At 66.9% G+C, this 25,996-nt stretch carries 17 protein-coding genes and 1 pseudogene; 12 read left to right on the top strand and 6 right to left on the bottom strand.

Translation table 11 applies throughout. The annotated features are described in order from the left end of the window. Positions 1 to 4: 4 nt before the first annotated feature. Entirely contained in the window at positions 5 to 2,989 is a 2,985-nt protein-coding gene (gene fdhF / locus HWY30_RS23530; protein ID WP_090801341.1) for a formate dehydrogenase subunit alpha, read from the top strand. 8 nt (positions 2,990 to 2,997) lie between these two features. Continuing rightward, positions 2,998 to 3,258 (top strand): formate dehydrogenase subunit delta, encoded by a 261-nt coding sequence (locus tag HWY30_RS23525; RefSeq protein WP_090801343.1) that lies wholly within the window; start codon positions 2,998 to 3,000, stop codon positions 3,256 to 3,258. An 86-nt stretch (positions 3,259 to 3,344) separates the two neighbouring features. Here HWY30_RS23525 and HWY30_RS23520 read toward each other — a convergent pair whose 3' ends face one another. After that, on the bottom strand, positions 3,345 to 5,069 hold the full coding sequence (locus HWY30_RS23520; protein WP_090801344.1) for an FAD-dependent monooxygenase: 1,725 nt from the start codon (positions 5,067 to 5,069) through the stop codon (positions 3,345 to 3,347). Between the two features lie 211 nt (positions 5,070 to 5,280). On the opposite strand from HWY30_RS23520, the gene HWY30_RS23515 reads away from it, so the two are divergent. Next, positions 5,281 to 7,128 (top strand): tetratricopeptide repeat protein, encoded by a 1,848-nt coding sequence (locus HWY30_RS23515; RefSeq protein ID WP_090801346.1) that lies wholly within the window; start codon positions 5,281 to 5,283, stop codon positions 7,126 to 7,128. 74 nt (positions 7,129 to 7,202) lie between these two features. Here HWY30_RS23515 and tcuC read toward each other — a convergent pair whose 3' ends face one another. Further along, positions 7,203 to 8,504 carry an MFS transporter gene (gene tcuC / locus HWY30_RS23510; protein ID WP_090805419.1) on the bottom strand — a complete coding sequence of 434 codons (1,302 nt, stop codon included), beginning with the start codon at positions 8,502 to 8,504 and terminating at the stop codon, positions 7,203 to 7,205. Between the two features lie 320 nt (positions 8,505 to 8,824). Here tcuC and HWY30_RS23505 point away from each other — a divergent pair, with 320 nt between their 5' ends. Next, the gene (locus tag HWY30_RS23505) at positions 8,825 to 9,349 is read left to right on the top strand and encodes a GNAT family N-acetyltransferase (RefSeq protein ID WP_018421404.1); all 525 of its coding nucleotides are present in this window, start codon (positions 8,825 to 8,827) and stop codon (positions 9,347 to 9,349) included. Positions 9,350 to 9,549: 200 nt separating this feature from the next. Next, on the top strand, positions 9,550 to 10,575 hold the full coding sequence (locus tag HWY30_RS23500) for a hypothetical protein (protein ID WP_090801348.1): 1,026 nt from the start codon (positions 9,550 to 9,552) through the stop codon (positions 10,573 to 10,575). Positions 10,576 to 10,584: 9 nt separating this feature from the next. On the opposite strand, the gene HWY30_RS23495 is transcribed toward HWY30_RS23500, so the two are convergent. The 3 genes from HWY30_RS23495 to HWY30_RS23485 all read right to left on the bottom strand — a co-directional run bounded on the left by HWY30_RS23495 (position 10,585) and on the right by HWY30_RS23485 (position 14,982). Beyond that, positions 10,585 to 11,298, bottom strand: coding sequence for a DUF2968 domain-containing protein (locus tag HWY30_RS23495; RefSeq protein WP_167368603.1), 714 nt, complete (start codon positions 11,296 to 11,298; stop codon positions 10,585 to 10,587). 346 nt (positions 11,299 to 11,644) lie between these two features. Then, the gene (locus HWY30_RS23490) at positions 11,645 to 13,096 is read right to left on the bottom strand and encodes a gamma-glutamyl-gamma-aminobutyrate hydrolase family protein (protein ID WP_090801352.1); all 1,452 of its coding nucleotides are present in this window, start codon (positions 13,094 to 13,096) and stop codon (positions 11,645 to 11,647) included. A 128-nt stretch (positions 13,097 to 13,224) separates the two neighbouring features. After that, a complete protein-coding gene (locus tag HWY30_RS23485) occupies positions 13,225 to 14,982 on the bottom strand; it encodes a cation:proton antiporter (RefSeq protein WP_090801353.1) in 1,758 nt (585 codons plus the stop codon). Between the two features lie 214 nt (positions 14,983 to 15,196). Between HWY30_RS23485 and HWY30_RS23480 the strand changes: the two genes are divergently transcribed. The 7 genes from HWY30_RS23480 (at position 15,197) to guaD (ending at position 25,257) form a co-directional block, all read left to right on the top strand. Continuing rightward, positions 15,197 to 16,576 (top strand): amidase, encoded by a 1,380-nt coding sequence (locus HWY30_RS23480; protein WP_090801355.1) that lies wholly within the window; start codon positions 15,197 to 15,199, stop codon positions 16,574 to 16,576. Between the two features lie 128 nt (positions 16,577 to 16,704). After that, positions 16,705 to 17,214, top strand: a complete 510-nt coding sequence (locus HWY30_RS23475) for a disulfide bond formation protein B (protein WP_090801357.1) — start codon at positions 16,705 to 16,707, stop codon at positions 17,212 to 17,214. 337 nt (positions 17,215 to 17,551) lie between these two features. Next, on the top strand, positions 17,552 to 19,090 hold the full coding sequence (gene xdhA, locus HWY30_RS23470; RefSeq protein ID WP_090801359.1) for a xanthine dehydrogenase small subunit: 1,539 nt from the start codon (positions 17,552 to 17,554) through the stop codon (positions 19,088 to 19,090). Then, entirely contained in the window at positions 19,090 to 21,579 is a 2,490-nt protein-coding gene (gene xdhB, locus HWY30_RS23465; protein ID WP_090801360.1) for a xanthine dehydrogenase molybdopterin binding subunit, read from the top strand. The genes xdhA and xdhB overlap by 1 nt, the downstream gene beginning before the upstream one ends. Further along, complete coding sequence (gene xdhC / locus HWY30_RS23460; protein WP_090801362.1) at positions 21,560 to 22,576, top strand: xanthine dehydrogenase accessory protein XdhC; 1,017 nt, start codon at positions 21,560 to 21,562, stop codon at positions 22,574 to 22,576. The genes xdhB and xdhC overlap by 20 nt, the downstream gene beginning before the upstream one ends. 47 nt (positions 22,577 to 22,623) lie before the next feature. Continuing rightward, entirely contained in the window at positions 22,624 to 23,673 is a 1,050-nt protein-coding gene (locus HWY30_RS23455) for an adenosine deaminase (protein WP_090801364.1), read from the top strand. A 165-nt stretch (positions 23,674 to 23,838) separates the two neighbouring features. Next, positions 23,839 to 25,257, top strand: coding sequence for a guanine deaminase (gene guaD / locus HWY30_RS23450; RefSeq protein ID WP_244144970.1), 1,419 nt, complete (start codon positions 23,839 to 23,841; stop codon positions 25,255 to 25,257). Between the two features lie 554 nt (positions 25,258 to 25,811). Here the strand turns inward: guaD and HWY30_RS43020 are convergent. Next, positions 25,812 to 25,979: pseudogene (locus tag HWY30_RS43020) on the bottom strand (tyrosine-type recombinase/integrase); the annotation flags it as partial. Positions 25,980 to 25,996 lie beyond the last annotated feature (17 nt).

Below are 25,996 nucleotides of genomic sequence, written 5' to 3'. Positions count from 1 at the left end.
CACCATGTCCGACCAGTTCAACTCCCCTGCCGGCGCCCCGAAGGAAGTCCCCCTGGGGGGCGGCTGCGGCTCAGGCAACTGCGCGTGCAAGTCGCAAGCCCAGGCACGCTCCGCCAACGCGTTCGCCGACGACACCGACTACGGCACCCCCGCCCGCCACTCGGACGTCGACGTGACGCTCGACATCGACGGCCAGGCGGTGACCGTACCGGCGGGCACGTCGGTGATGCGCGCGGCGGCTGAAGCTGGCGTCAACGTGCCGAAGCTGTGCGCGACCGATTCGCTCGAACCGTTCGGCTCATGCCGCCTGTGTCTCGTCGAAATCGAAGGACGGCGCGGCTATCCGGCCTCGTGCACGACGCCGGTCGAAGCCGGCATGAAGGTGCGCACGCAGACCGACCGTCTGCAGTCGCTGCGTCGCAACGTGATGGAGCTGTACATCTCCGACCATCCGCTCGATTGCCTGACCTGCCCCGCCAACGGCGACTGCGAACTGCAGGACATGGCGGGCGTGACCGGCCTGCGCGAAGTGCGCTACGGCTTCGACGGCGCGAATCATCTGAAGGACCAGAAGGACGAATCGAATCCGTACTTCACGTACGACCCGGCGAAGTGCATCGTCTGCAATCGCTGCGTGCGCGCGTGCGAGGAAACCCAGGGTACGTACGCGCTGACGATCACCGGACGCGGCTTCGAATCTCGCGTCGCGGCCAGCGAGAACCAGCCGTTCATGGAATCGGAGTGCGTGTCGTGCGGCGCCTGCGTGGCCGCGTGCCCGACCGCGACCTTGCAGGAAAAGACCGTCGTGATGCTCGGCCAGCCCGAGCACTCGGTCGTCACCACCTGTGCGTATTGCGGCGTCGGCTGCTCGTTCAAGGCAGAGATGAAGGGCAACCAGGTCGTGCGGATGGTGCCGCACAAGAACGGCCAGGCCAACGAAGGTCATGCATGCGTGAAGGGCCGCTTCGCGTGGGGCTACGCGACGCACAAGGACCGCATCAAAAAGCCGATGATCCGCGCGAAGATCACCGACCCGTGGCGCGAAGTCAGCTGGGACGAAGCGATCTCGTACGCGGCATCCGAATTCCGTCGCATCCAGGCGAAGCATGGGCGCGATTCGATCGGCGGCATCACGTCGTCGCGCTGTACGAACGAGGAAACCTACCTCGTGCAGAAGCTCGTGCGCGCCGCGTTCGGTAACAACAACGTCGACACCTGCGCGCGCGTCTGCCACTCGCCGACCGGCTATGGTCTGAAGACGACGCTCGGCGAATCGGCGGGCACCCAGACGTTCGCATCGGTCGATAAGGCCGACGTCATCATGGTGATCGGCGCAAATCCGACCGATGGCCACCCGGTGTTCGCCTCGCGTCTGAAGCGACGCGTGCGCGAGGGTGCGAAGCTGATCGTCGTCGATCCGCGCCGGATCGACATCGTCGATACCCCGCACGTGAAGGCGTCGCATCACCTGCAATTGCGGCCCGGCACCAACGTCGCGATCGTCAACGCGCTCGCGCACGTGATCGTCACCGAAGGCCTGCTCGACGAAGCGTTTGTGGCCGAGCGCTGCGAAACCCGCGCGTTCGAACAGTGGCGCGATTTCGTCGCGCTGCCGGAGAACTCGCCGGAAGCGACCGAAGCGGCGACCGGCGTGCCCGCGCAACAGGTACGCGAAGCCGCGCGCATCTACGCGAGCGCCGGCAACGCCGCGATCTACTACGGACTGGGCGTCACCGAACACGCGCAAGGCTCGACGATGGTGATCGGCATCGCGAACCTGGCGATGGCGACCGGCAACATCGGCCGCGAAGGTGTCGGCGTGAATCCGCTGCGCGGCCAGAACAACGTGCAAGGCTCGTGCGACATGGGCTCGTTCCCGCACGAGCTGCCGGGCTATCGCCACATCAGCGATCCGCTCGTTCGCACTCAGTTCGAAAACGCCTGGAACGTCACGCTGCAACCGGAACCGGGCCTGCGCATTCCCAACATGTTCGACGCCGCGCTGGACGGCAGCTTCATGGGCCTCTACTGCCAGGGCGAGGACATCGTGCAGTCGGACCCGAACACGCATCATGTGGCGGCGGCGCTGTCGTCGATGGAATGCATCGTCGTGCAGGACATCTTCCTGAACGAGACCGCCAAATACGCGCACGTGCTGCTGCCCGGCTCGTCGTTCCTCGAAAAGGACGGCACGTTCACCAATGCCGAGCGCCGCATCTCGCGCGTGCGCAAGGTGATGCCGCCGCTCGGCGGCTACGCGGACTGGGAAGTCACGCTGCTGCTGTCGCGCGCGCTCGGCTACGAGATGGACTACACGCATCCGTCCGAGATCATGGACGAAATCGCGCGGCTCACACCGACCTTCCACGGCGTGTCGTACCAGAAGATCGACGAAATGGGCAGCATCCAGTGGCCATGCAACGAGGACGCACCCGACGGCACGCCGACGATGCACGTCGACACCTTCGTGCGCGGCAAGGGCAGGTTCGTGATCACGAAGTTCATCGCATCGCCGGAGAAGGTCACGCGCAAGTATCCGTTGCTGCTGACGACCGGGCGCATTCTGTCGCAGTACAACGTCGGCGCGCAGACGCGCCGCACCGAGAATTCGCGCTGGCATGACGAAGACCGGCTCGAACTGCATCCGCACGATGCCGAGGAACGCGGCATCAAAACCGGCGACTGGGTCGGCATCGAATCGCGCGCGGGGCAGACCGTGTTGCGCGCGAAGGTGACGGAGCGGATGCAGCCGGGCGTCGTTTATACGACGTTCCACTTCCCCGAGTCGGGCGCGAACGTGATCACGACCGACAGCTCCGACTGGGCGACCAACTGCCCCGAATACAAGGTGACCGCGGTGCAGGTGATGCCGGTCGAGCAGCCGTCGCAATGGCAGAAGGACTATTCGCGCTTCAATAGCGAACAGCTCGAACTGCTGAAGCAGCGCGAGCCGGCCAATGCGGCCGCGGCCGTCACCGCGGGCAAGTGAGGCGAGCCATGGACAATCGGAATCTGATCGACATGGCGAACCGGATCGGCGACTTCTTCGAGTCGATGCCTGACCACGAGGAAGCGCTGACCGGCGTCGCCGAACACATCCGCCGCTTCTGGGAGCCGCGCATGCGGCGCGCGCTGCTCGCGACGCTCGACGAAGCGCCGGACACGTATGACATCGCGCTATCGGACTTCACGCGCGAGGCGATCGTCAGGTATCGCCAAAAGTTGACGCCGGCGCTGGCCCAGGCGCCGGCGGCTTAGGCTCGGGCGGTTTCCCCAATCAACCAGGCGCGGCGGCGCGATCCGCTGCCGCGTGCGTGCCCATGCCACGCAACCGGCGGCGCCGATCACAACGTCGCCTGTTCCGATATCTCTCCCCCAACCGTAAACCACGCTTCGCAGTGCCGTACGAGACCGTGCAGGTCCGAGCCGGTGCGTCCGCGCGCGCTGATGTAGCCGTCGGGCCGCACCAGATAAAACGACGGCCGCGTGCGCCCATACGATTCGGACAACGCCGGGCCGCCGTCGCCGCTCGTATCGGTGACGCGCCAGATCCGCACCGCGTTCGGCAGCAGCCGCTCGACCTCGGCGGCGAGCTTTTCTACTTCGGGGTCCGGCGGCGGTGCATGTTTCGCGGCGGGATCGAGCGGCGTGCCATCGACGGGCAGCGGCGGCAACAGCAGAAACAACGAGAAGAACGCCGGATCGTGCAGATCGAAAATGCAGCCGACGCCCGGCGCGCGCCCGAGCGGACCGTCGACGACGTGCACGAGCGCATCGGGTGCGCGCTCGCCCGCGCGCGGGCCGCCGTCGAGCACGCGTTCGAGCGTCAGCGGACTGCGCCGGTACTGGATCGACAGCTCGCTGATCGTCGCGCGTGCGGCATCGCGCAGCGGACCGAACGTGGCCAGCACCGGCATCACGCGCTCGCGCAACAGCTTCATCGGTCCGTGATCGGCCTCGGCCATCTGCGTGATGAAACCGGTCTGCCGCAGCACCTCGCGCTCGATCGGATGTCGCTCGGCGTGATACGTGTCGAGCAGACGATCCGGCGCCGCGCCGCCGATCACGCGCGCGAGCTTCCAGCCGAGATTGAGCGCTTCCTGGATGCCGGTGTTCATGCCTTGTGCGGCCGCGGGGCTGTGTACGTGCGCGGCATCGCCGGCGAGGAAGATACGGCCCACGCGCAGCCGGTCGACCATCCGGCTGTTCACGTGGAAGTACGCCGACCACGCCAGATCCGACACGTCGACGCGCTCGCGCACGCGTCGCGCGATCAGCGCCTTGCATTGTTCGAGCGACGGCGCCGGCGCCCGCTCCAGCGGCGGCTCGCCGAGCATCGCGGGGGCCGGCGGCGCGGCGCTGTCCGACGGCTCGACCGCATGATCGGCGATCAGACGATGGCGGCCGTGGCCCATCGGAAACAGCGCGACGAGACCGTCGCCCGACGCGAAGATATGGAACTCGTCGTCGGGCCAGTCGGTTTCGGCATGCAGGTCGGCGAGCAGAAAGGTCTGGTCGAAGGTCTTGCCCTCGAAGCTCAGGTCGAGGCGATGGCGAATCGAACTGTGCGCGCCATCGGCCGCAATCAGATATGACGGGCGCATGGCTTCCGTGCGGCCGTCCGCGCGGCGCAAGGTCGCCTGAACGCTCGCGGAGCCTTGCATGAACGCCACGAGCTCGACGCCGCGCTCGACCTTCACGCCGAGCGTCGCCAGATGCTCGGTCAGGAGCCGCTCGGTCACCGACTGGTCGAGAAATAGCAGATAGGGATAGCGCGTGTGCAACGGGTCGAAATCGAGCTGCGCAAGCCGCATGCCGTTCGAAAACAGATTCGCCACGCGCGCGCGATGGCCGAGCTCGAGAAACGGTTCGACCAGCCGATGCTGCTCGAGCAGTTCGAGCGTACGTGCCTGAATGCCGATCGCGCGCGAGTAAGGGTTCGGCTGCGGCGCCTTGTCGATCAGGCGCACGGGGACGTGGGCGCGCGCGAGACTCATCGCTGCGGCAAGTCCGGTGGGACCGGCCCCGACGATCAGCACCGGCGACGCGTCGTAGGCGGCAGCGTCCATGCGGAACTCCGGAGGCAACAATGCGTTCTAGTGTACGCCGCCACTCTTGCGCACACGGGTGCGCTGCATCAATCGCGCGTCGGCAAGACGGGTTGCGCGGGGGTTCCATCCGTCGTTGCCCATGAACTCACGCTCCGCGCAAATCCGGGCCGCTTGCGCAAGTATGGGAAAATGCGCCCTCAGTCTGATTGATCCAAAAGCCCTCCCCGTCATGCAACCTGTATTTGACCGCGCGTTCGCGGCGCATCGTGACGGCCGCCTCGACGACGCCGAACGCGGCTACCGCGCCACGCTCGACCACGACCCCAGCCATGTCGACGCGCTGCATCTGCTCGGCGTGCTGCGTCACCAGCAGGGCCAGCACGCCGAAGCCGCGGCGCTGGTGCGGCGCGCGGTCGATCTGCGCCCCGAAGACGCGGCGCTGCAGCTGAACCTCGGCAATGCGCTGAAGGCGCTCGGCCAGATCGACGCCGCGATCGAGCAGTTCCGCAACGCGCTGACGCTCGCGCCGACCTTCCCGATGGCGCACTACAACCTCGGCAACGCGTACGCGTCGCAAGGCCGTCACGAAGACGCCGCCGATGCGTTCGAACGTTCGCTGCGCCTGCAGCCGAACGACGCGTCGTCGCACAACAATCTCGGCAACGCGCTGCACGCGCTCGGCCGTCACGCGGACGCGATCGCGTCGTTCCGGCGCGCGCTCGAGCTGCGCCCCGGTCACGCGGGCGCGCTGAACAACATGGGCATGTCGCTGAACGCGCTCGATCGACCGAACGAGGCAGTGCCCTGCTTCGAGGCCGCGCTCGCCGCCGAGCCGCGCTTCGTCGCCGCGCACTTCAATCTCGCGAATACGTTCGATGCGACCGGCCGCCATGCGCGGGCAGTCGCGTCATTTGAAGCGGCGCTGCGTCTGCAGCCGAACCTGCCGCCGGCGATCTATGGCATGGGCAACGCGCTCGCGTCGCTCGGCCGTGCCGAACAGGCGCTGCCGTATCTGGAGCGCGCGGTCGGGCTCGATCCGCAATTCGCGCTCGCGTGGCTTGCGCTCGGCACCGCGCACCAGGCGCTCGGCGCGCACGCGGCCGCGGTGCGCGCGCTCGATCAGGCGTTGCGGCTGCGCCCGGATCTCGCGTCCGCGCATATGAACCGTGCGCTCGCGTGGCTCGCGATGCGCGACTTCGAGCGCGGGCTGCCCGAATACGAATGGCGCTTGCAAACCGTCGCGCAACCGGTGATCCAGACGTTGCCGCGCTGGCACGGCGAGTCGATCGAAAAACACACGCTGCTGATCCATGCCGAACAGGGTTTCGGCGACACGCTGCAGTTCGTGCGCTTCGTACCGCGCGCAGCGCTTCGCGCCGCGCGCGTCGTGCTGGAAGTGCAGCCGCAGTTGGTGCCGCTCTTCGCGCCCGTCGCGCAGGCATGGCGCGTCTCGCTGATCGCGCAGGGCCAGCCGCGCCCCGCCGCCGATCTGCAGATTCCGCTCTTGAGCCTGCCGCTGGCGCTCGGCACGCGCTACGACACGATTGACGCGCGCACGCCCTATCTGAGCGTGCCGCCGGCCTATGGCCGCAAATGGCGCGGCTCGCTCGGCGGTCAGGCGAAGCGCAAGATCGGGCTCGCATGGTCGGGGCGCATCCAGCGCAACGAAACCCGCACGATGCCGCTCGCCGCGCTGGAGCCGCTGTTCGCACTGGATGGCATCGACTGGATCGTGTTGCAGCCCGATCTGTCCGAGGACGACCACGCGGCGCTCGACGCGCATCCGCGCGCGGCCGCGATCCATCGCTTCGACCACCGCATCGGCGACTTCGCGGATACCGCGGCGATCGTCGAGCGGCTCGACGCGGTGGTGTCGATCGACACGTCGATCGCGCACCTCGCGGGCGCGCTGCGCAAGCCGCTGTGGCTGATGCTACCGTTCGCCGCCGACTGGCGCTGGTTCGACGGCGACACGCGCAGCCCGTGGTATCCCGGCGCGACGCTCGTACGTCAGCCGCGGCCGGGTGCGTGGGATGAAGTCGTCGAGGTGGTCGCTGACGAATTGCGGCACGGGTAGCCACAGACCACGCGTCGCAAACAAAAGACCCCGCTAGCGCGGGGTCTTTTGTTTTCAGAACACGAAGTGAACCGTCAGGCCGCCCGATACTGACTGCGTGACTCCGGCGTGCGATACAGGAACAGCGTCGCGAGCAGACCGCAGATTGCCGCCACGCCGAGGACCAGGCCCGGCGCCGCCTTGTTGCTGGTCACATGGATCAGCAGCGTGGCGATGGCCGGCGTGAAGCCGCCGATCGTCGTCGCGAGACTGTACGCGAGCGAGAAGCCAGCGGTTCGCACTTCGACCGGCATCACTTCGGTCAGCGCGACGACCATCGCGCCGTTGTAGCAGCCGTACAGGAACGACAACCACAGCTGCACGGCGAGCAGACGCGCGAACGACGGTTCGGCGACGAGCCATTGCAGCGCCGGATACGCGGTGAGGATCGTCAGGATCGTGAACGCGAGCAGCACCGGACGGCGGCCGACGCGGTCCGACAACGCGCCGGACAACGGCAGCCAGATCAGATTCGAGATACCGACGCAGACGGTGACGACGAGCGCGTCGATCGCCGACAGCTTCAGCACTTCCTTGCCGAAGGTCGGCGTGTAAGCGGTGATCATGTAGAACGACACGGTCGTCATGATGACCATGCCCATGCCGCCCAGCACGATCGGATAGTTCGCGAGCATCGACTTCAGGATCTCGCCCACGCTCGGACGATGCTTGCGCGCCGTGAACTCCTCGGTTTCCTGCAGCGAGCGGCGGATGATGAACAGGAACGGCACGATCAGACAGCCGATCAGGAACGGCACGCGCCAGCCCCACGCGAACATCTGCTCGGCGGGCAGAATCTTGTTGAGCCCCACGCCGATCAGCGCGGCGAATACCACCGCGACCTGCTGGCTGCCCGATTGCCACGAGCAATAGAAGCCCTTGTTGCCCTTCGTCGCGATCTCCGACAGATACACCGACACGCCGCCGAGCTCAGCGCCGGCGGAGAAGCCTTGCAGCAGCCGGCCGAGCAGCACCAGCACGGGCGCCACGAGCCCGATGGTCGCGTAGCCCGGTATCGTCGCGACCGTCAGCGTGCCGAGCGCCATCAGGCTCAGTGTGAGGATCAGGCCTTTGCGACGACCGTGATGGTCGATGTAGGCGCCGAGCACGATCGCGCCGAGCGGACGCATCAGGAAGCCCGCGCCGAACACGGACAGCGACAGCATCAGCGACGCGAAATCGCTGCCGCCAGGAAAGTAGGTCTTGGCGATCGCGGAAGCGTAGTAGCCATAGACCATGAAGTCGTACATTTCAAGAAAGTTGCCGCTGACAACGCGGAACACTGTCTTGACCTTGGATTCTTCGGTGGTGGAAGCGGCGTGGGTCGCTGTAGACATGACACTCTCGGATAGGCCCGCCGCCCTGTCGGACGGATCGACGCGGACGGTGACGAGCGGGCAGTTGAAACGATCCACTGCTTGGCAAGCGGATGCTGCAGGCGAACGCACAGGTATAAGCAAGTGCGCCCGGGGGCGCCGCATTTTGCTGCTCACGGCGCTCATTCGATATGAGGGTAAACGCTGAGCTCGATGTCGGGCCGATGCCACGTAATGTTACTGCTGATAGGGTCGACGCGAAACGCATACAGTTTGCTTACGCGCGACACCCGCGGGCAGCGGTAGACTGTCCGCGCGAGGCCATTCAGTCGATTACGCCGATGCGAACCACCCCTGCTCTTTCCCTGCGCCCCGCCACGCTCGAGGACGCCGCGCTGATTGCGTCGATCCACAGCGCCAGTTGGCAGGCGACCTATCGCGGTCTGTTGCCCGACGCGTTCCTCGACGGCGAAGTCACGCGCGAACGCGCCGCCTATTGGGAAGCACGTCTCGGCGCGCCGGGCGGCGAGCGCCGCATCGTGCTGATCGCCGAGCTGGCCGGCGAGCCGGCCGGCTTCGTATGTGTCGAGCGCCAGCCCGAGTCCGCGTGGGGCGTGCTGCTCGACAACCTGCATGCGCTGCCCGGTTATCAGGGCATCGGCGTCGGCAAAACACTGATGCACGCAGCCGTAGACTGGACGCGCGCGCAAGGCGAGGCACAGCTGTACCTATACGTGCTCGAGGGCAATACGGCGGCGATCGGCTTTTACGAGCGACACGGCTGGCAGTTGGTCGGCGCGGAGCCCGATCAGATGGGCGGCGTGGATATCACCGCGTTGCGCTACGTGTACCGGTTGAAGGCTTGAACGCCGTGGTTGAGTGTGCGTGATGCGCGTGGCGTCGCGGGGACGGCGCGCGCCGGCGGTATTCCTGTTTTCGGAGTCATCTGAACGGTGGACGACGTAGTTTCGAGGCATGATTTTCTGTTGCCGATGGCTTCATCGGCCCCCTACAGATTCCGTCACTGCCACACCGGTGAGCCTGTCCGAGATACCGGAAGAAACCGATGACCAGCACGCCACTCATCCTGATTGAAGGCGCATTCGCGCTTCCCCCTTTCCGTACGCTCGACCACCTGCCCGAACCGTTCGGCCGCGACTGGGCGTTGCTGTCCTGGCGAACCGGGCTCGATTCGCTGTATGCCGCGCTGCTGCGCACCGTGTGCGTCAGAGATCAGCAGTTGCTGTCGTATGGGCAGTGGGTGTCGATCGACGGCGTGCTGACCGGCGTGCTAACTGACATGAAGCGGCCGGCAGAGACGCCCGTCGCGGACGCCACGCAGCCTGCCGGGGAACCGTCGAATACCGCGACGGCGGCGCATCCCGCTATGCAACGGAAGGTGCCTCAGGGTCCAATGCGAATCGCGCTCAAGGCCCGCTCGCCGCGAATCGCGCAGCGGCGCACTGTGCGGCATCGGCGAACGGTCGCGGCGAGTGCCGGCGTAATCGGCTGCGTCGCAGTGCTGGCGTGGTGGATCGTCGATCAGCCTCTGGCGCCGCGGCATATGGCCTCCGACATGCTGAAATCGGCGCAAGCTCTGAAGCCCCGTCGTGATGCGCCGGCGCCGGTAGAAAAGCGTCGTGCGCAGCATCTGGTTGCGAGTCCCGAGGCACCGGTGATTGCGGAGGCCGTCACACCGGCTCCTGTGCTTCCGCCATTACCTGCCGACGTGGCCGCCGCCGCACCCGCGCGCATCGCGGCTTTGCCTCAGCGCACCGCCACGCGACATGCGCCCACGCCGCGTGACGCGATTCGCTCATCGCCTCCGCGTCGTGCGCTTCGCGTGCAAACGCATCCGCTTCCGGTAAATCGGCATGCCGCGAATGACCCATCGCATGAAGCGCGCGTTCGTACCCGGTTCGGCGAAGACGGATACGCTGATGTAACGACGTTCGCCATGATGTCTTTGCGCGACGTCGCGCCGCTGCCGCGCTCCACCGTGTCGAACAATCTGCCGGCAAATAGCACCGAGTGGATGAACCACATATCGCAGCGTCGCGTCACCGAAATCCCGGAACAATTCGCGCAATGAGCGCTGCCGTTACTTCGACGCAGGCAAACCCGCTTCCGTCTGCTGCTGCAAGCGCGTGATCGCGCTCTGAAGCTGACGCAATTGCGCCTGCGCGTTGTCGCGCTCCGCGCGCAGCGCGAGCGCCTCGTCGCGCGTCTGCCGCTGCCGGTCGTCGACCTTCGCCTGCTGCGTGCGGGCGACGTCGAGATCGGTCTGCAGCCGTTGCGCCTGCTGCTGCGATATCGCGATGCTGCCCTGCAGATATGCATTCTGCGCCTGCAACCGCGTGCGATGAATCTCGGCGTCCGCGAGTTGCTGCGTCTGCTGCGCGAAACCGGCGTAGATCGCTTCCGCGCGCTCTGCCGAATCGCTCCTGATCACGCGCCAGAAATGCTTGTTCTGAAACAACGCGACGTAGTACGTCATCCGCGGCGGATGGAAGAACAGGCTCGCACCGTAGCTGCCGTTGTAGGTCGTGCGCAGTTCGCTGAGGTTCGCGTCGTGGATCAACTGGATCAAATCGGCGACGTCGCCGCGCGCGGCAGCGGGCGTATTCGCGGACACCTCGGGCTCAGCGACGGACTGGGGGCCAGCCTCTCGCGGCGCCAACTCCCCTGGAGCCGGCCGCGTGCCCGCCAGCGGCGCGCTCACGCTGTCCTGCTGTGCCACCGCAACACCCGTATGCCACAACGCATAGACACCGGCGAGCAACATAGCGCGCCGGATAACCAAGGAGTACTTCATATGCCTGCTCCACGCCGATCGAGAATGACGTTGGATTATCGCGCGGATTTATCGCGACGCGAAGCTCGTGGGCACTGTATGGACACGCTCGAAATCGAGATAGACGGTTGGCGCAGCGAACCACTCCATCCCGAAATCACAGTCGCAAAATAAAGACGCCACCCAGCTCGCACTCCTGACTATTTCGAGAGAAGAAAACGCACTGCCACATAACGTGACAGCGCGTCAGATGGATGGAATGGCTCCGTCGGGCTGCGGAAAACAGCGAAAGCGCGGGACCGATGCGCAACCACGCCGCGGACTCAACCTCGACCGCGCACGCCGCGCCAACGCAAACCCGCCTTGCTTAAAACCGCGTCTCCCGCGCGACCCGCAGGAACGTATCGAGCAACGGCGTGCAATCGAGCAGCTCCGGGCCGCCCGCGCGATGAAACTCCGGGTGCCACTGCACGCCCATCACGAACGGCGCGCGCCGGTAGCGCACGGCCTCGATGATGCCGTCCGACGCCGACACCGCCTCGATATTGAGATCGCGGCCCAGCGTCTTTACCGCCTGATGGTGGATCGAGTTGACGATCGCGTCGTGCCGTCCGGGGAACATGTTCAGCAGCGTCGAGCCATCCGGAAAATGCACGCCGTGCCGGTGCTGATCGTAGTTTTCGTTGACGTGGGCGTTCGCGGTGGGCACTTCGGTCGCGATGTCCTGATATAGCGTGCCGCCGAACGCGACATTGATCAGCTGACAGCCGCGACACACGCCGAGCACCGGCTTGCCCGATTCGACGAACTCGTGCAGCAGTTCGAGCTCGTACATGTCGCGCACGCGGTCACCGGGCCATTCGTGGCTGGCCGCCGATTCCGCATACGTCTGCGGCGACACGTCGGCGCCGCCTTGCAGCAGCAGGCCATCGAGATGCTTCGCATAGTCGCGCAGACGGATGTTGCTCGGGTGCAGCATGCCCTGATGACCAACGGTCGGGATCATGAACACCAGCACGTCGCGCGACATCACCCAGTGCGCGACCGACTCCTCCAGATACTGCAGCGTCTTGCCGCGCAAGCCCTTCGCGCCCGGTTCCGGGTGGAAGATGCGCGCCGACACGCCGATGCGCAGCGTGCGCTGCGTGATCCGCTGCCCCGCGCGATCGAACAGCTGCCGCGCGCGCGCCGCGATGATGCGGCCGAACACGCTCCACGCGGAGTCGCTCTGCTTCAGATAGCGCGGTGGCGACGGCGGCAGCGCGTTGGGTGGCGGCGGGTTCGTGGCGCTGAAATCGGGTGCCGCGCCGAAACCGGGCGGCGGCGAGCCGGGCGCGCGCGCCGCGGGTGCGGCGGCTGCCTCGGTGGCGATTTCGTCTTCGGTGGCGAGGTCCGCCGCGCTGCCGCCAGCCGCGCGCGGCTCGCCGGCGGCCACCGTCGGTTTCGCGAGCGGCTCGGGTTTCACCATGGTCGCGCCGCCGGCGTACGTACCAGCGCGCCGCACTTCGCGCTCGTGCACCTTGGCTTCCTGCCGCGCGGTCGATTCGGCGGCGGCGCTGCGCGCCTCGGCCGCGTCGCGCAGCCGCGCCGTGCGCGGATCTTCGGGCGTGACCGACGATGCGCTGAGCGGATCGTCGGTCGACGACCTCGCGGTCGCCTCCTCGGCCGTCGGGCTCGTGTCTTTGGCGGCCGACCGGATGGCATCTTCATGCGAGGGAGGAAGCGAGGCGGCCGGTTCGGCCGGCGCACTGCTCGGCGCGGGGGAGGCCGGCTGCGGACTGCCGGTCGTGCCGGCGTTTTCGGGTTTGTTTTCGCTCATGACTGTCGGACGGGCGCCTTACACGCGAACGAATGAATATGCCCTGATTATCCGTCAGTGCTGCAGGCCCCGCAAACCCGCACACAATTGCTCACATTGTTGCGAAGCGTTACACCGACCCCGATGACTCAAGGATCCGGCCGCTCTTCGAAGGTTTCCCGCAACGCGATCTGCATCGACGCATGAATTTTCACGCACCAGCGCCACACGAGCGCGAGCAGCAGCGCGGCGCACACGAGCACCGCGACGAGCAGGCCAGTCGGCGGCAGGATGCTGCCCGACAGCGCCGCCACCAGCAGAAACACGCCGATCATCGACACGATCGGCACAAGATCGGCGATCGCGTGACGCAGCGCGCTCGTGAAGCGTCCCGCGGTGGTCGGCTGCACGCCGACTTCGGCAAGCAGCAGCGCGAGCGACTTGGTCTTGCGATACACGGCCACGAGAAACGGCAGCGAAACGACGAGCGCGACGCTCCACTGCACGACGCGTTGCAGCGGCTCGTCGTCGAGCCAGTGCGCGAGCAGCCGGCCGCTATGCGGCGCGCTATACGACACGGCGAGGAAAATGGCCGCGACGAGCGCGAGATTCACCGCGATCTGCAATACGATCCGCCGCGTCATGCCGATGAGCGTCGGCTCGCCGCGCGCCGTGATCAAACTGCGCAGCCATTGCCCGTACATGCCGAACACGTTGGACAACGTGGCGGGCATCGCCTGCCCGATGCGGCGCGTGAGCGGATCGGCGACGCGGATCAGATATGGCGTCGTCAGCGTCGTCAATGCCGACACGGCGACCGCGATCGGATACAGAAACCCGCTCGTCACCTTCAACGTCAGACCGAGCGTCGCGATGATGAACGAGAACTCGCCGATCTGCGACACGGTCATGCCGACGCGCATCGAGGTGCGCGCGTCCTGCCCCGACAGAAACGTGCCGAGCCCGCACGACACGATCTTGCCGACGATCACCGCGAGCGTGATCACGGCGATCGGCCACGCGTAGTCGAGCATCACGGCTGGGTTCAGCATCAGTCCGATCGTCACGAAGAAGATCGCGGAAAACGCGTCGCGCAGCGGCGCGATCAGATGCTCGATCCGATGCAGATGGCGCGACTCGGCCATGATCGCGCCGATCAGGAACGCGCCGAGCGCGATGCTGTAATCGAGCTTGACGACCAGCAGACAGAAGCCGAAGCAGAAGCCGAGCACGGACACGAGCATCATCTCGTCGCTGCCCGTGCGCGCGACGTAGTTCAGCGCGCGCGGCACGAACAGCACGCCGACCAGCAGCGACACCGTCATGAACAGCAGCAGCTTGCCGAGCGTGACGGCCGCGAGCCCGGCCGACAGTTGCCCGGTCTGCGCGATGCCGGTCAGCAGCACGAGCATCGCGATACCGAGAATGTCCTCGACGATCAGAATGCCGAACACGAGCTGCGCGAAGCTTTCACGTTTGAGTCCGAGATCGGACAGCGCCTTCACGATGATCGTCGTGGACGAGATCGCGAGGATCGCGCCGAGGAACAGCGAGTCCATCGGAGTCCAGCCGAACGCGCTGCCGATCTCGTAGCCGATCCACAGCATCAGCACGATTTCGGACAGCGCGGCGACGATCGCCGTCGCGCCGACCTCGAACAGCTTGCGCAGGCTGAATTCGAGGCCCAGCGAAAACATCAGGAACACGACGCCCAGCTCGCCGAGCGTCTGGATCGTCTGTTCGTCGTGGATCAATTGGAACGGCGGCGTGTACGGTCCGATGATCACGCCGGCCGCGATATAGCCGAGCACCACCGGCTGCTTCAGCCGATGGAACAGCACGGTGACGACGCCGGCCAGCGCCATCACGACGGCCAGATCCTGGATGAAGCCGATACCATGGTGCATGAGCGCTTTCCTTACAAACAGTAATCTCGGAAAGCGCAGTGTAGCAAACGAACCGGCCAGCTTTTTGGCGAATTCGCGCGCCGCGCCGCGCCGCCAGTAGCAGGCCGCGCGGCCGCAAAACCTTGCTCTACAATGCGGACGGACCTTTCCCTTTGGCTCCGCACTGCCTCGCTCATGCGCCCGCGCTGCGCTCAACCGGATTTCTACCGACATCATGGCCACTGAATTCGCCCCTTTCCCGCCGCTTGCCCAGCTTGCCGCCGATCTCGCCGCCGGCCGCACGACGAGCCGCGCGCTCGTCGAAACCGCGCTGGACCGGATCGCCGATCCGGCTGGCCAGGGCGCCGCCGTCTTCATGCACGTCGACACCGACGCCGCGCGCGCCGCCGCCGACGCGCACGACCGCCTGCGCGCGGCCGGCACCGTGCTCTCGCCGCTCGCCGGGATTCCCGTGTCGGTCAAGGACCTGTTCGACATCGAAGGCCAGCCGACCCGCGCGGGCTCCGTCGTGCTCGCCGACGCGCCCGCCGCGAAGGCCGACGCGGTCGCGGTCGCGCGTCTGAAGCGGGCCGGCGCCGTGATCGTCGGGCGGACCAACATGAGCGAGTTCGCGTTTTCCGGACTCGGCCTGAATCCGCACTACGGCCATCCGCTGTCGCCGTACCGGCGCGGCGTGAAGGGCGACGAGCGGATTTCGGGCGGCTCGTCGTCGGGCGCGGCCGCATCGGTCGCCGACGGCATGGCCGCGGTCGCGCTCGGCACCGACACCGGCGGCTCGATCCGCATCCCGGCCGCCTTGTGCGGGCTGACCGGCTTCAAGCCGACCGCCGCGCGCATCCCGAAGCAGGGCGGCGTGCCGCTGTCGTCGACGCTCGATTCGTTCGGGCCGATCGGCGTGTCGGTCGCATGCTGCGCGCTGGTCGACCGGATGCTCGCCGGGCTCGAGCCGCGCATCCCGGCCGCGCGGCCGCTCGAAGGCGTGCGCCTCGGCGTGCTGACCAATTTCGTGACCGACGGCGTCGAGCCCGAAGTCGCGCGCGCGATCGATACCGCGCTCAAGCATCTGGAGGCGGCCGGCGCGATCGTCAGCGAGGTGCGCTTCGCGCCGCTCGACCGGCTGCCGGAGATCAACCGCTTCGGCTTTTCGTCGATCGAGGCGTATGCGTGGCATCGTCCGCTGCTCGACAAGCATCGCGAGCAGTACGATCCGCGCGTGCTCGTGCGCATCATGAAGGGGCAGCCGGCCAGCGCGGTCGATTATCTGGACCTCGTCGCCGAGCGCGACGCGATGCTCGACGAAGCCGCGCGCACGCTGTGGCAGCGTTTCGACGCGGTCGTCGCGCCGACCGTGCCGGTCGTGCCGCCGCGCCTCGCCGACCTGCTCAACGACGACGACGCGTTCGGCCGCACCAATGCGCTGATCCTGCGCAATCCGAGCGCGTTCAACTTCCTCGATAGCTGCGCGCTGTCGCTGCCGTGCCATCTGCGCGGCGACGCGCCGGTCGGCCTGATGCTGGCGGGCGCACCGCACGCCGACGACGCGCTGCTCGCGATCGGCCGCGCGGCCGAGGCAGTGCTGAAAGCGATCCGGTAAAGAGGGCCGGGGTTGGCTGCCCGGCGCGGTCGCCGCCGCGCCAATGTTCAGGCAATAAGTGGCGCGGCCGGGGTTCGCGCTAGAATCGCGGGCACCCGCCCTTTCGTCTCCAGACCAATCGATGATCCATGACTAACGACTCCGCAATGCTGCGCCGCGAGCGCACCCTGCTGGTTCTGCTCGGCCTGATCTGCCTCGCCCTCGTGGGCGGTGCGTTGTATCTGCAGTTCGGCCTGCGCGAAGACCCGTGCCCGCTGTGCATCATCCAGCGCTATTTCTTCCTGCTGATCGCGATCTTCGCGTTCCTCGGCGCGAGCTTCAGGCGCTGGCGCGGCGTGCGCCTGCTCGAAGTGATGGCGGCGCTGTCGGCGCTGGCCGGCATCGCGACCGCGGCGCGCCATGTGTACATCCAGGCGAATCCTGGCTTCAGCTGCGGCTTCGACGCACTGCAACCGGTGGTCGACAGCCTGCCCCCCGCGCACTGGCTGCCGAGCGTGTTCAAGGTCGCGGGCCTGTGCGAAACCGCCTATCCGCCGATTCTCGGGCTGACGCTGCCGATGTGGTCGGGCGTCGCGTTTATCGTCGCGTTCGTCGCGCTGGTGCTGAGCCTCGTGCGCAATCGCCGTCGGGTGGCCTGACGGCGGTGAAACCTGGTCGAGCGAGCTTCGAACGCCGTCTGAAGCGCCGAACTCGCCGCCAGGGCGCTTACCGATTCGCATCGCCAATGACGCCGGACTTCGTGTTGCCCATGCCGGGCACCGAAGTCCGGCGTTTTTTCTGCGCGACGTTCCCGCCTCGGCGCGAATCGTACCCGGATCATGACCGCCGCCGCATGAGCTTCATGCGACACGGGAAATATTTTCGGGCCGGGGTAGTGCTATCTTCGGGTATGGATGGCGATCTACGTGCGCGAGGCCGGCTTTTTGCGACCCCATGCGTAACGCGCGCCCGGTCCGCACTGTCTTCCGATTCGCCATGACAACGCAAACCATCCGCTTCTACCACCAGGGGTCCGTCCGCGAGGTCGCAGGCGTGCCGGCGACGCGCACCGTGCTGCAGCACCTGCGCGAGGACTTGCGCTGCACCGGCACCAAGGAAGGCTGCGCGGAAGGCGACTGCGGCGCATGCACGGTCGTGATCGGCGAACTCGATGCGCGCGGCGACCTCACGTTGAAGGCGGTCAACGCCTGCATCCAGTTCCTGCCGACACTCGACGGCCGCGCCCTCTTCACCGTCGAAGACCTGCGCGCCGCGAACGGCGCGCTGCATCCGGTGCAGCAGGCGCTGGTCGACTGCCACGGTTCGCAATGCGGCTTCTGCACACCCGGCTTCGTCATGTCGATGTGGGCGCTCTACGAGAACCAGCCCGTCAGCGCCGGCCTGCCGACCCGCGATGAAATCGACGCCGCGCTGTCCGGCAATCTGTGCCGCTGCACGGGCTACCGGCCGATCATCGACGCCGCGCAGAAGATGTTCGACTACGCGCAGCATCCGCGCGTCGCGCTCGACCGCGAGGCCATCGCGACCACGCTGCGCACACTGCAACGCGAAGACACGTTCGAATACAGCGCGCCCGGCATCCGCGGCGCCGCCTTCGGCTCGCCCACCTTCCACGCCCCGCTCACGCTCGACGCGTTCGCGACGCTGCGCGCGCAGCACCCGGACGCGCGCATCGTCGCGGGCAGCACCGACGTCGGCTTGTGGGTCACCAAGCAGTTCCGCGATCTCGGCGACTTGCTGTACACCGGCAACGTCGCGGAACTGAAGACGATCGCGCGCGACGCGCAAACGCTGACCATCGGTGCGGCGGTCACGCTCGAAGACGCGTACGCGGCGCTCACCGCCGACTACCCCGAACTCGCCGAACTATGGACGCGCTTCGCATCGCTGCCGATCCGCAATGCGGGCACGCTCGGCGGCAACGTCGCGAACGGCTCGCCGATCGGCGATTCGATGCCGGCGCTGCTCGCGCTCGGCGCCGACGTCGAGTTGCGCCGCGATCACACGACCCGCAACGTGCCGCTCGACGCGTTCTACCTCGGCTATCAGAAGACCACGCTCGCGGAAGGCGAATTCGTCAGCGCGCTGCGCGTGCCTCGCCCGGCTGACGCGCTGCGGTTTCGCACCTACAAGGTGGCGAAGCGTTACGACCAGGACATCTCGGCGGTGTGCGCGGCGTTTGCGCTGCACGTCGCGGAAGATGGCACGATCCGCGCGGCGCGGGTCGCGTTCGGCGGCATGGCGGCGACGCCGAAGCGGGCCGCGCATACCGAAGCCGCGCTCAACGGCGCGGCGTGGAACGAACCGACGGCCCGTCGCGCGATGGACGCGCTCGCCGCCGACTACCAGCCGCTCACCGACATGCGCGCGTCGAGCGCGTATCGGCTGAGGGTCGCGCGCAATCTGCTGTGGCGCTTCTACCTCGAAACGCGCGACGACGCGCCGCTCGCGCTCTGCGACGTGAACGCGTTCGCGTTCGAGGCCAACGCAATCGTCGTGAAGGAGTCGCCGTGATGAACCGGACCGATGCCTTTATCGAACCCGCGGGCGCGCGTGCCGATCAACGCGAGGACGCGTCGATCGGCGTACCGCTGCCGCACGAATCCGCCGCGCTGCACGTGAGCGGCGAAGCGACCTACACGGACGACATCGCCGAGCTGCACGGCACGCTGCACGCGGCGCTCGGCCTGTCGCGCCATGCGCATGCGCGCATCGTGTCGATGGATCTCGACGCGGTGAGAAACGCGCCCGGCGTGATCGCGGTGCTGAGTGCCGACGATATCCCCGGCGAAAACAATTGCGGCCCGGTGCTGCACGACGATCCGATCCTCGCCGACGGCGAAGTGCTCTATCTGGGCCAGCCGGTCTTCGCGGTGATCGCCGAGAGCCACGAACTCGCACGTCGCGCCGCCGCGCTCGCGAAAAGCGACGACGTGATCCGCTACGAGCCGCTCGACGCGATCCTCACCGTCGCCGATGCGAAAGCCGCGAAGCAGTTCGTGCTGCCGCCACTGCATTTGCGGCGCGGCAACCCCGACGCGAAGATCGCCGCCGCGCCGCATCGACTGGCCGGCACGTTCGAGGTCGGCGGCCAGGAGCAGTTCTATCTCGAAGGCCAGATCGCCTATGCGGTGCCGAAGGAAATGGACGGCATGCTCGTCTACAGCTCGACGCAGCATCCGAGCGAGATGCAGCAGGTCGTCGCGCACATGCTCGACTGGCCCGCGCATAACGTCGTCTGCGAATGCCGGCGCATGGGCGGCGGCTTCGGCGGCAAGGAATCGCAATCGGCGCTGTTCGCGTGCGTGGCCGCGCTTGCGGCGCAACGCCTGCGTCGCCCGGTCAAGCTGCGCGCCGATCGCGACGACGACTTTCTGATCACCGGCAAGCGCCACGATGCAGTCTACGAGTACGAAGCGGGCTTCGACGAGCAAGGCCGCCTGCTTGGCGTGCGCGTCGAAATCGCATTGCGCGCCGGCTATTCCGCGGATCTGTCCGGCGCGGTCGCGACGCGCGCGGTGTGCCACGTCGACAACGCGTACTACCTGTCCGACGTCGATATCGTCGCGCTGTGCTGCAAGACCAATACGCAGTCGAACACCGCGTTTCGCGGCTTCGGCGGACCGCAAGGCGCGCTCGTGATGGAGGTGCTGCTCGACGGCATCGCGCGCGAGCTGCGGCTCGATCCCCTCGACGTGCGGCTCGCGAATTACTACGGCGTCGGCGAACGCGATACGACGCCGTACGGACAACGCGTCGAAGACAACATCATCGCGCCGCTGACCGACGCGCTGCTAGATTCGAGTGACTACCGCGCGCGTCGCGCGGCACTCGCCGAATTCAATGCGAAGAGTCCCGTGCTCAAACGCGGCCTCGCGTTTTCGCCGGTCAAGTTCGGCATCTCGTTCAACGTGCCGTTCCTGAATCAGGCCGGCGCGCTCGTGCACGTGTACAAGGACGGCTCCGTGCTCGTCAATCACGGCGGCACCGAGATGGGCCAGGGGCTCAACACGAAAGTCGCGCAAGTGGTCGCGAATCAGTTCGGCTTGCCGCTATCGCGCGTCCGGGTGACCGCGACCGATACCTCGAAGATCGCCAACACGTCGGCGACCGCGGCCTCGACCGGCAGCGACCTGAACGGCATGGCCGCCGAAGCCGCCGCGCGGACGATCCGCGCGCGGCTCGCCGAACTCGCGGCGCGCCAGCTCGGTGGCGACGCGAACGACGTGCAGTTCGCGCGCGGCAGCGTGTCGGTGAACGGCGGCGCGCTGCCGTTCGAACAGCTCGTCAACGCCGCGTATCTCGCGCGCGTGCAGTTGTGGTCGGACGGTTTCTACGCGACGCCGAAAGTGCATTGGGATGCGAAGTCGCTGACCGGTCATCCGTTCTATTACTTCGCGTATGGTGCGGCGGTGTCGGAGGTCGTCGTCGATACGCTGACCGGCGAGTGGAAGCTCCTGCGCGCGGACTTGCTGCACGACGCGGGCCAGTCGATCAATCCGGCGATCGATCTCGGCCAGATCGAAGGCGGCTTCATTCAGGGCATGGGCTGGCTCACCACTGAAGAGCTATGGTGGAGCCGCGACGGCCGCCTGATGACGCACGCGCCGTCGACGTACAAGATTCCCGCGGTCAGCGACACGCCCGCCGCGTTCCACGTTCGGCTCTACGACAACAGCAACGCCGAGCCGACCGTGTTCCGCTCGAAGGCGGTCGGCGAGCCGCCGTTGCTGCTGCCGTTTTCGGTGTTTCTCGCGATTCGCGACGCGATCGCGGCCGCAGTGCCGGGCGCGCGACATGCTCCGCCGTTGCGCGCGCCGGCGACGCCCGAGGCGATACTCGATGCGCTGGACACGTTGAGTGCGATGAACGCGTCGCAGAACGCAGATCCGACCGAAGCCGCCGCGCACCCCGATAGCCCCGACACAAACACGCAACCCGCCGCGCAAACGCCCCACGCGGCCCCCCACGGAGAATCGCCGGATGCAAGCCTGGCTCACTGACCTGCAACATCTGCTCGCGCATGGCGACGCCGCCGTGCTGGTGACGGTCGCGCGCGTCGAAGGTTCGGCGCCGCGCGAAGCCGGCACGAAGATGATCGTCACGCGCGAGGCGGCCAAGCATACGATTGGCGGCGGCCACCTCGAATGGAAGGCGATCGAGACCGCGCGCCAGGTGCTGCGCGACGGCATGCGCGCGCCCCACATGCGGCGGCTCGAACGCTTCGCGCTGGGGCCGAGCCTCGGCCAGTGCTGCGGCGGCGCCGTGATCCTCGCGTTCGAGCGGCTCGACGTCGGCGATCTCGGCTGGCTCACGTCGCTCGCCAAGCGCCTCGCGGCGGGGCAATCGACGGTGCGCAGCGTATCATTCGGCCCCGCGCCGGATGCGGTGATGCTGTCCGAGCCCGAGCCCGGCATCGACGGCGCCGACTGTCTGCTGTGGGACGGCGCCGGTTTCGACGACAGCAGCGCGCTCCTGACCGAAACCATCGCGCCGGGCGAATTCGCCGTCGTGCTGTTCGGCGCCGGTCACGTCGGCGCGGCGCTCGTGCGCGTGCTGGCGACACTGCCTTGCACGGTGCGCTGGGTCGACGAGCGCGACGCGCAGTTTCCGTCGCTCGATGCGCTGCACGCGCCGAACGTGAGGATCGACGCGAACGACGCACCCGACGAGGCGATCGATCAGGCCGCGCCGAACACGTACTTCGTCGTGATGACGCACAACCACGCGCGCGATCTCGAACTGGCCGAACGCATCCTGCGGCGCGGCGACTTCGCGTTCTTCGGCATGATCGGCTCGCATACCAAGCGCAAGCAGTTCGAGCATCGGCTCGCGGCTCGCGGCATCGATCCGGCGCGGATCGCGCGGATGAAATGTCCGCTCGGCGTCGACGGCATCGTCGACAAGTCGCCCGAGGTCATCGCGATTTCGGCGGCCGCGCAGGTGCTGCAGGCCGTCGAGGCGAACGCGGGTGCGCGCCACCCGACGCAGGCGGTTTGATACGCGGCCGGCGCCGCTCGTTACCCAACACACAATTCCAAACCACGATGAACCCGACAACCGCTACCCCTGTTTCCTCCGTTACGCTCGCCGACAAAACCGCGCGCGCACCGAAGGCCGAGCTGCATATCCACATCGAAGGCTCGCTCGAACCCGAGCTGATTTTCGCGCTCGCGCAACGCAACGGCGTGAAGCTCGCCTACGACTCGGTGGAAGCCTTGCGCGCCGCCTATGCGTTCACCGACCTGCAATCGTTCCTCGACATCTACTACGCGGGCGCGAGCGTGCTGCTGCACGAGCAGGACTTTTACGACATGACGATCGCCTACGTCGAGCGCTGTCTCGCCGACAACGTCGTGCATAGCGAAATCTTTTTCGACCCGCAGACCCATACCGAGCGCGGCGTGCGGATCGCGACCGTCGTGGCCGGCATCGAACGCGCGCTCGCCGACGCGGAGAAGCGCGGCATGTCGAGCAAGCTGATCCTGTGTTTCCTGCGCCATCTGTCCGAGGACGATGCGCTCGCCACCTTCGACGAAGCGCTGCCGCTGTTCGAGCAGTACGAGCATCGGCTGATCGGCGTCGGGCTCGATTCGTCGGAACGCGGTCATCCGCCGTCGAAGTTCGAGCGCGTGTTCGCGAAGGCGCGCGCGCTCGGTCTGAAGCTCGTCGCGCATGCGGGCGAGGAAGGCCCGCCGTCCTACATCTACGAAGCGCTCGACGTGCTGAAGGTCGACCGCGTCGATCACGGCGTGCGCAGCATCGAGGACCCCGCGCTCGTTACGCGTCTCGCCGATACGCGCGTCGCGCTGACCGTGTGCCCGCTATCGAACCTGAAGCTGTGCGTGTTCGACGACCTGACCAGGCACACGCTGAAAGACCTGCTCGATCGCGGCGTCGCGGTGACCGTCAATTCCGACGATCCGGCCTATTTCGGCGGCTACGTGAACGCGAACTATCTGGCGACGATCGACGCGCTGAAGCTCGACGACGCCGAGGTCTACACGATCATCCGCAACGGCTTCGAGGCGTCGTTCGTGACGCCCGAGGAACGCGCCATGCTGATCGGTAAGCTCGACGCGTATTGGCGGCACTGAGTGGCAGCACTGAGCCGCGCGCCGACGGATTTCAACTGACGGGCCTCGACCGACGTCGGCGGCCGGCGGCTTCGCTTCGTTCGTGCAAACGGCAACGACCCGAACCGGGAAGCCGCTGCCGCTGCCTGCGCCGCCCAGCTTTCAACATTCGGAGACAGCTTTTCCATGACTGAATCGGCTCATACCGCGCAAGTGGCGCAAGCGGCATTCCGCGCCCCTCTGCTGACCTTCAACGGCGATCCGGCGCACGCGCCGAACGCCGTGGTGTTCCACGAGGACGGTCTCCTGATCGTGGAAGACGGCCGCGTCGTCGCGGCGGACGCGTATGCGGCGCTCGCGTCGCGGCTCGCGCCCGGCACGCAGGTCGTGGAGCGGCGCGACAAGCTGATCGTGCCGGGCTTCATCGATACCCACATCCACTATCCGCAGACCGACATGATTGCGTCGCCGGCGCCGGGTCTGCTGCCGTGGCTCGACACGTACACGTTCCCAACCGAGCGCCGCTTCGCCGACATCGCGCACGCCCGCGACACGGCGAGCTTTTTCCTCGACGAACTGCTCGCCTGCGGCACGACGACCGCGCTCGTGTACTGCACGGTGCACAAGGAATCCGCCGACGCCCTCTTCGCCGAGAGCGAAGCGCGCAATTTGCGCATGGTCGCGGGCAAGGTGCTGATGGACCGCCACTGCCCCGCGTTCCTGCGCGACACCGCGCAATCGGGCTACGACGACAGCGCCAAGCTGATCGGCCGCTGGCACGATCGCGGCCGCCAGATGTACGCGCTGACGCCGCGCTTCGCGCCGACCTCGACCGAGGCGCAGCTCGAAGCATGCGGCGCGCTCGCGCGGCTGCATCCGGACGTGTTCATTCAGAGCCACGTGGCCGAGAACACCGACGAGGTGAAATGGGTCGCCGAGCTGTTCCCCGGCCACCGCAGCTATCTCGACATCTACGATCACTATGGGCTCTTGCGCCGTCGCGCGGTGTACGGCCATTGCATCTACCTCGACGACGAGGACCGCAAGCGCATGGCGCAAACCGGCGCGCTCGCCTCGCACTGTCCGACCTCGAACCTGTTCCTCGGCAGCGGCCTGTTCGACTTCGACAAGGCCGACTCGGCCGGCATGCCGATCGCGCTCGCGACCGACGTCGGCGGCGGCACGTCGTTCTCGATGCTGCAGACGATGAACGAAGCGCACAAGGTTGCGCGCCTCGGCGGCCATCATCTGACGGCGACGCGCATGTTCTATCTCGCGACCGCCGGCGCGGCCGAAGCGCTCGATCTCGGCGACAAGATCGGCACGCTGAGGGACGGCTCGGAAGCGGACTTCGTCGTGCTCGATCCGCAGGCGACGCCGCTGCTCGCGCGCCGCACCGCGCGGCGCGAATCGCTCGAGGAGCTGCTGTTCGCGTTCGCGCTGCTCGGTGACGATCGCGCCGTGTATGAAACGTATGCGGCCGGCAAGTGCGTGCATCGCCGCGACGACGCGCGCCGGCGCGTGCCGGGGCGCGCCGGGGCGCGCGAAGATCGCGGCTTGACACCAGCTTCGGTTGAGACGCCCCAGTTGCAGAAGAAACGCTAGTGCGCGTCTTGGTCCGCGAGTGCTCACAAATTGGCTATTCAGTGTCAATTTCGAGCGTCTCAAATTCGACGGCAATCTCCGGACGTGGAGAAAACGTACGCGACATGGTCGGCGCGGCGCCTTCCAAAATGCGGGAAGTATGGAGACCGGCCAGCCGTGGTCGCGGCCCTAGTCGTACCAGTTGTGGGTGTGCGGGTATGGCTGGCCATGATGGTTGTCGAAGTCAACGTCAACAGTCGGCGTGCCTTCTGAACCCTACATCCGCCATTGTTTCTTTCCCCTGGCGCGTTCTCAACCTATGTATGTTGGACATACCCTCAACCGGGATTCCAGCCTGATCCGTCGAGTCCCCCGACATGTTGTTAGCGTAATACGCGAACGGTTGAGCATCGCCGAGCAGCGTTGAGGTAGCCGGACCACCCCGGCCGGACAGCATAGGTTCGCCGTTCGGGAGACTGATTGCCGCCGTGAGATTCCCCAACGGGGTGCTGTGGGTTGGCGGGAACAAGTCAGCACGACTGCCTCTGAGGGCAGGCAGGGAGCCCCGGCACACCTCGGCAGCCGACCGGCGTCGTCACATCGATGCTGTCGAGCAGCTGCCGCGCCTCGGTCTCATCGAGCACCACGGTTTTGCCATGTTTCGTGCTGTGACTGGGGCCGCGCACCGACGCGCCCGGGTTGTGCGGGACAATCTGGCCAGTGACGAGCCAGTCGAACAGGTGGATGCGGCTATTACAGA

Origin of the sequence: Paraburkholderia tuberum STM678 (assembly GCF_902833905.1) — a bacterium.
GTDB lineage: Bacteria > Pseudomonadota > Gammaproteobacteria > Burkholderiales > Burkholderiaceae > Paraburkholderia > Paraburkholderia tuberum.
The sequence above is the reverse complement of the archived record's forward strand: the minus strand, read 5'-3'. Positions and strand labels throughout refer to the sequence as shown.

Excerpts from the sequence above, each read along its gene's own strand:
- fdhF (WP_090801341.1), top strand. The coding sequence starts at position 5 with ATGTCCGACCAGTTCAACTCCCCTGCCGGCGCCCCGAAGGAAGTCCCC.
- HWY30_RS23525 (WP_090801343.1), top strand. The coding sequence starts at position 2,998 with ATGGACAATCGGAATCTGATCGACATGGCGAACCGGATCGGCGACTTC.
- HWY30_RS23520 (WP_090801344.1), bottom strand. The coding sequence starts at position 5,069 with ATGGACGCTGCCGCCTACGACGCGTCGCCGGTGCTGATCGTCGGGGCC.
- HWY30_RS23515 (WP_090801346.1), top strand. The coding sequence starts at position 5,281 with ATGCAACCTGTATTTGACCGCGCGTTCGCGGCGCATCGTGACGGCCGC.
- tcuC (WP_090805419.1), bottom strand. The coding sequence starts at position 8,504 with ATGTCTACAGCGACCCACGCCGCTTCCACCACCGAAGAATCCAAGGTC.
- HWY30_RS23505 (WP_018421404.1), top strand. The coding sequence starts at position 8,825 with ATGCGAACCACCCCTGCTCTTTCCCTGCGCCCCGCCACGCTCGAGGAC.
- HWY30_RS23500 (WP_090801348.1), top strand. The coding sequence starts at position 9,550 with ATGACCAGCACGCCACTCATCCTGATTGAAGGCGCATTCGCGCTTCCC.
- HWY30_RS23495 (WP_167368603.1), bottom strand. The coding sequence starts at position 11,298 with ATGAAGTACTCCTTGGTTATCCGGCGCGCTATGTTGCTCGCCGGTGTC.
- HWY30_RS23490 (WP_090801352.1), bottom strand. The coding sequence starts at position 13,096 with ATGAGCGAAAACAAACCCGAAAACGCCGGCACGACCGGCAGTCCGCAG.
- HWY30_RS23485 (WP_090801353.1), bottom strand. The coding sequence starts at position 14,982 with ATGCACCATGGTATCGGCTTCATCCAGGATCTGGCCGTCGTGATGGCG.
- HWY30_RS23480 (WP_090801355.1), top strand. The coding sequence starts at position 15,197 with ATGGCCACTGAATTCGCCCCTTTCCCGCCGCTTGCCCAGCTTGCCGCC.
- HWY30_RS23475 (WP_090801357.1), top strand. The coding sequence starts at position 16,705 with ATGACTAACGACTCCGCAATGCTGCGCCGCGAGCGCACCCTGCTGGTT.
- xdhA (WP_090801359.1), top strand. The coding sequence starts at position 17,552 with ATGACAACGCAAACCATCCGCTTCTACCACCAGGGGTCCGTCCGCGAG.
- xdhB (WP_090801360.1), top strand. The coding sequence starts at position 19,090 with ATGAACCGGACCGATGCCTTTATCGAACCCGCGGGCGCGCGTGCCGAT.
- xdhC (WP_090801362.1), top strand. The coding sequence starts at position 21,560 with ATGCAAGCCTGGCTCACTGACCTGCAACATCTGCTCGCGCATGGCGAC.
- HWY30_RS23455 (WP_090801364.1), top strand. The coding sequence starts at position 22,624 with ATGAACCCGACAACCGCTACCCCTGTTTCCTCCGTTACGCTCGCCGAC.
- guaD (WP_244144970.1), top strand. The coding sequence starts at position 23,839 with ATGACTGAATCGGCTCATACCGCGCAAGTGGCGCAAGCGGCATTCCGC.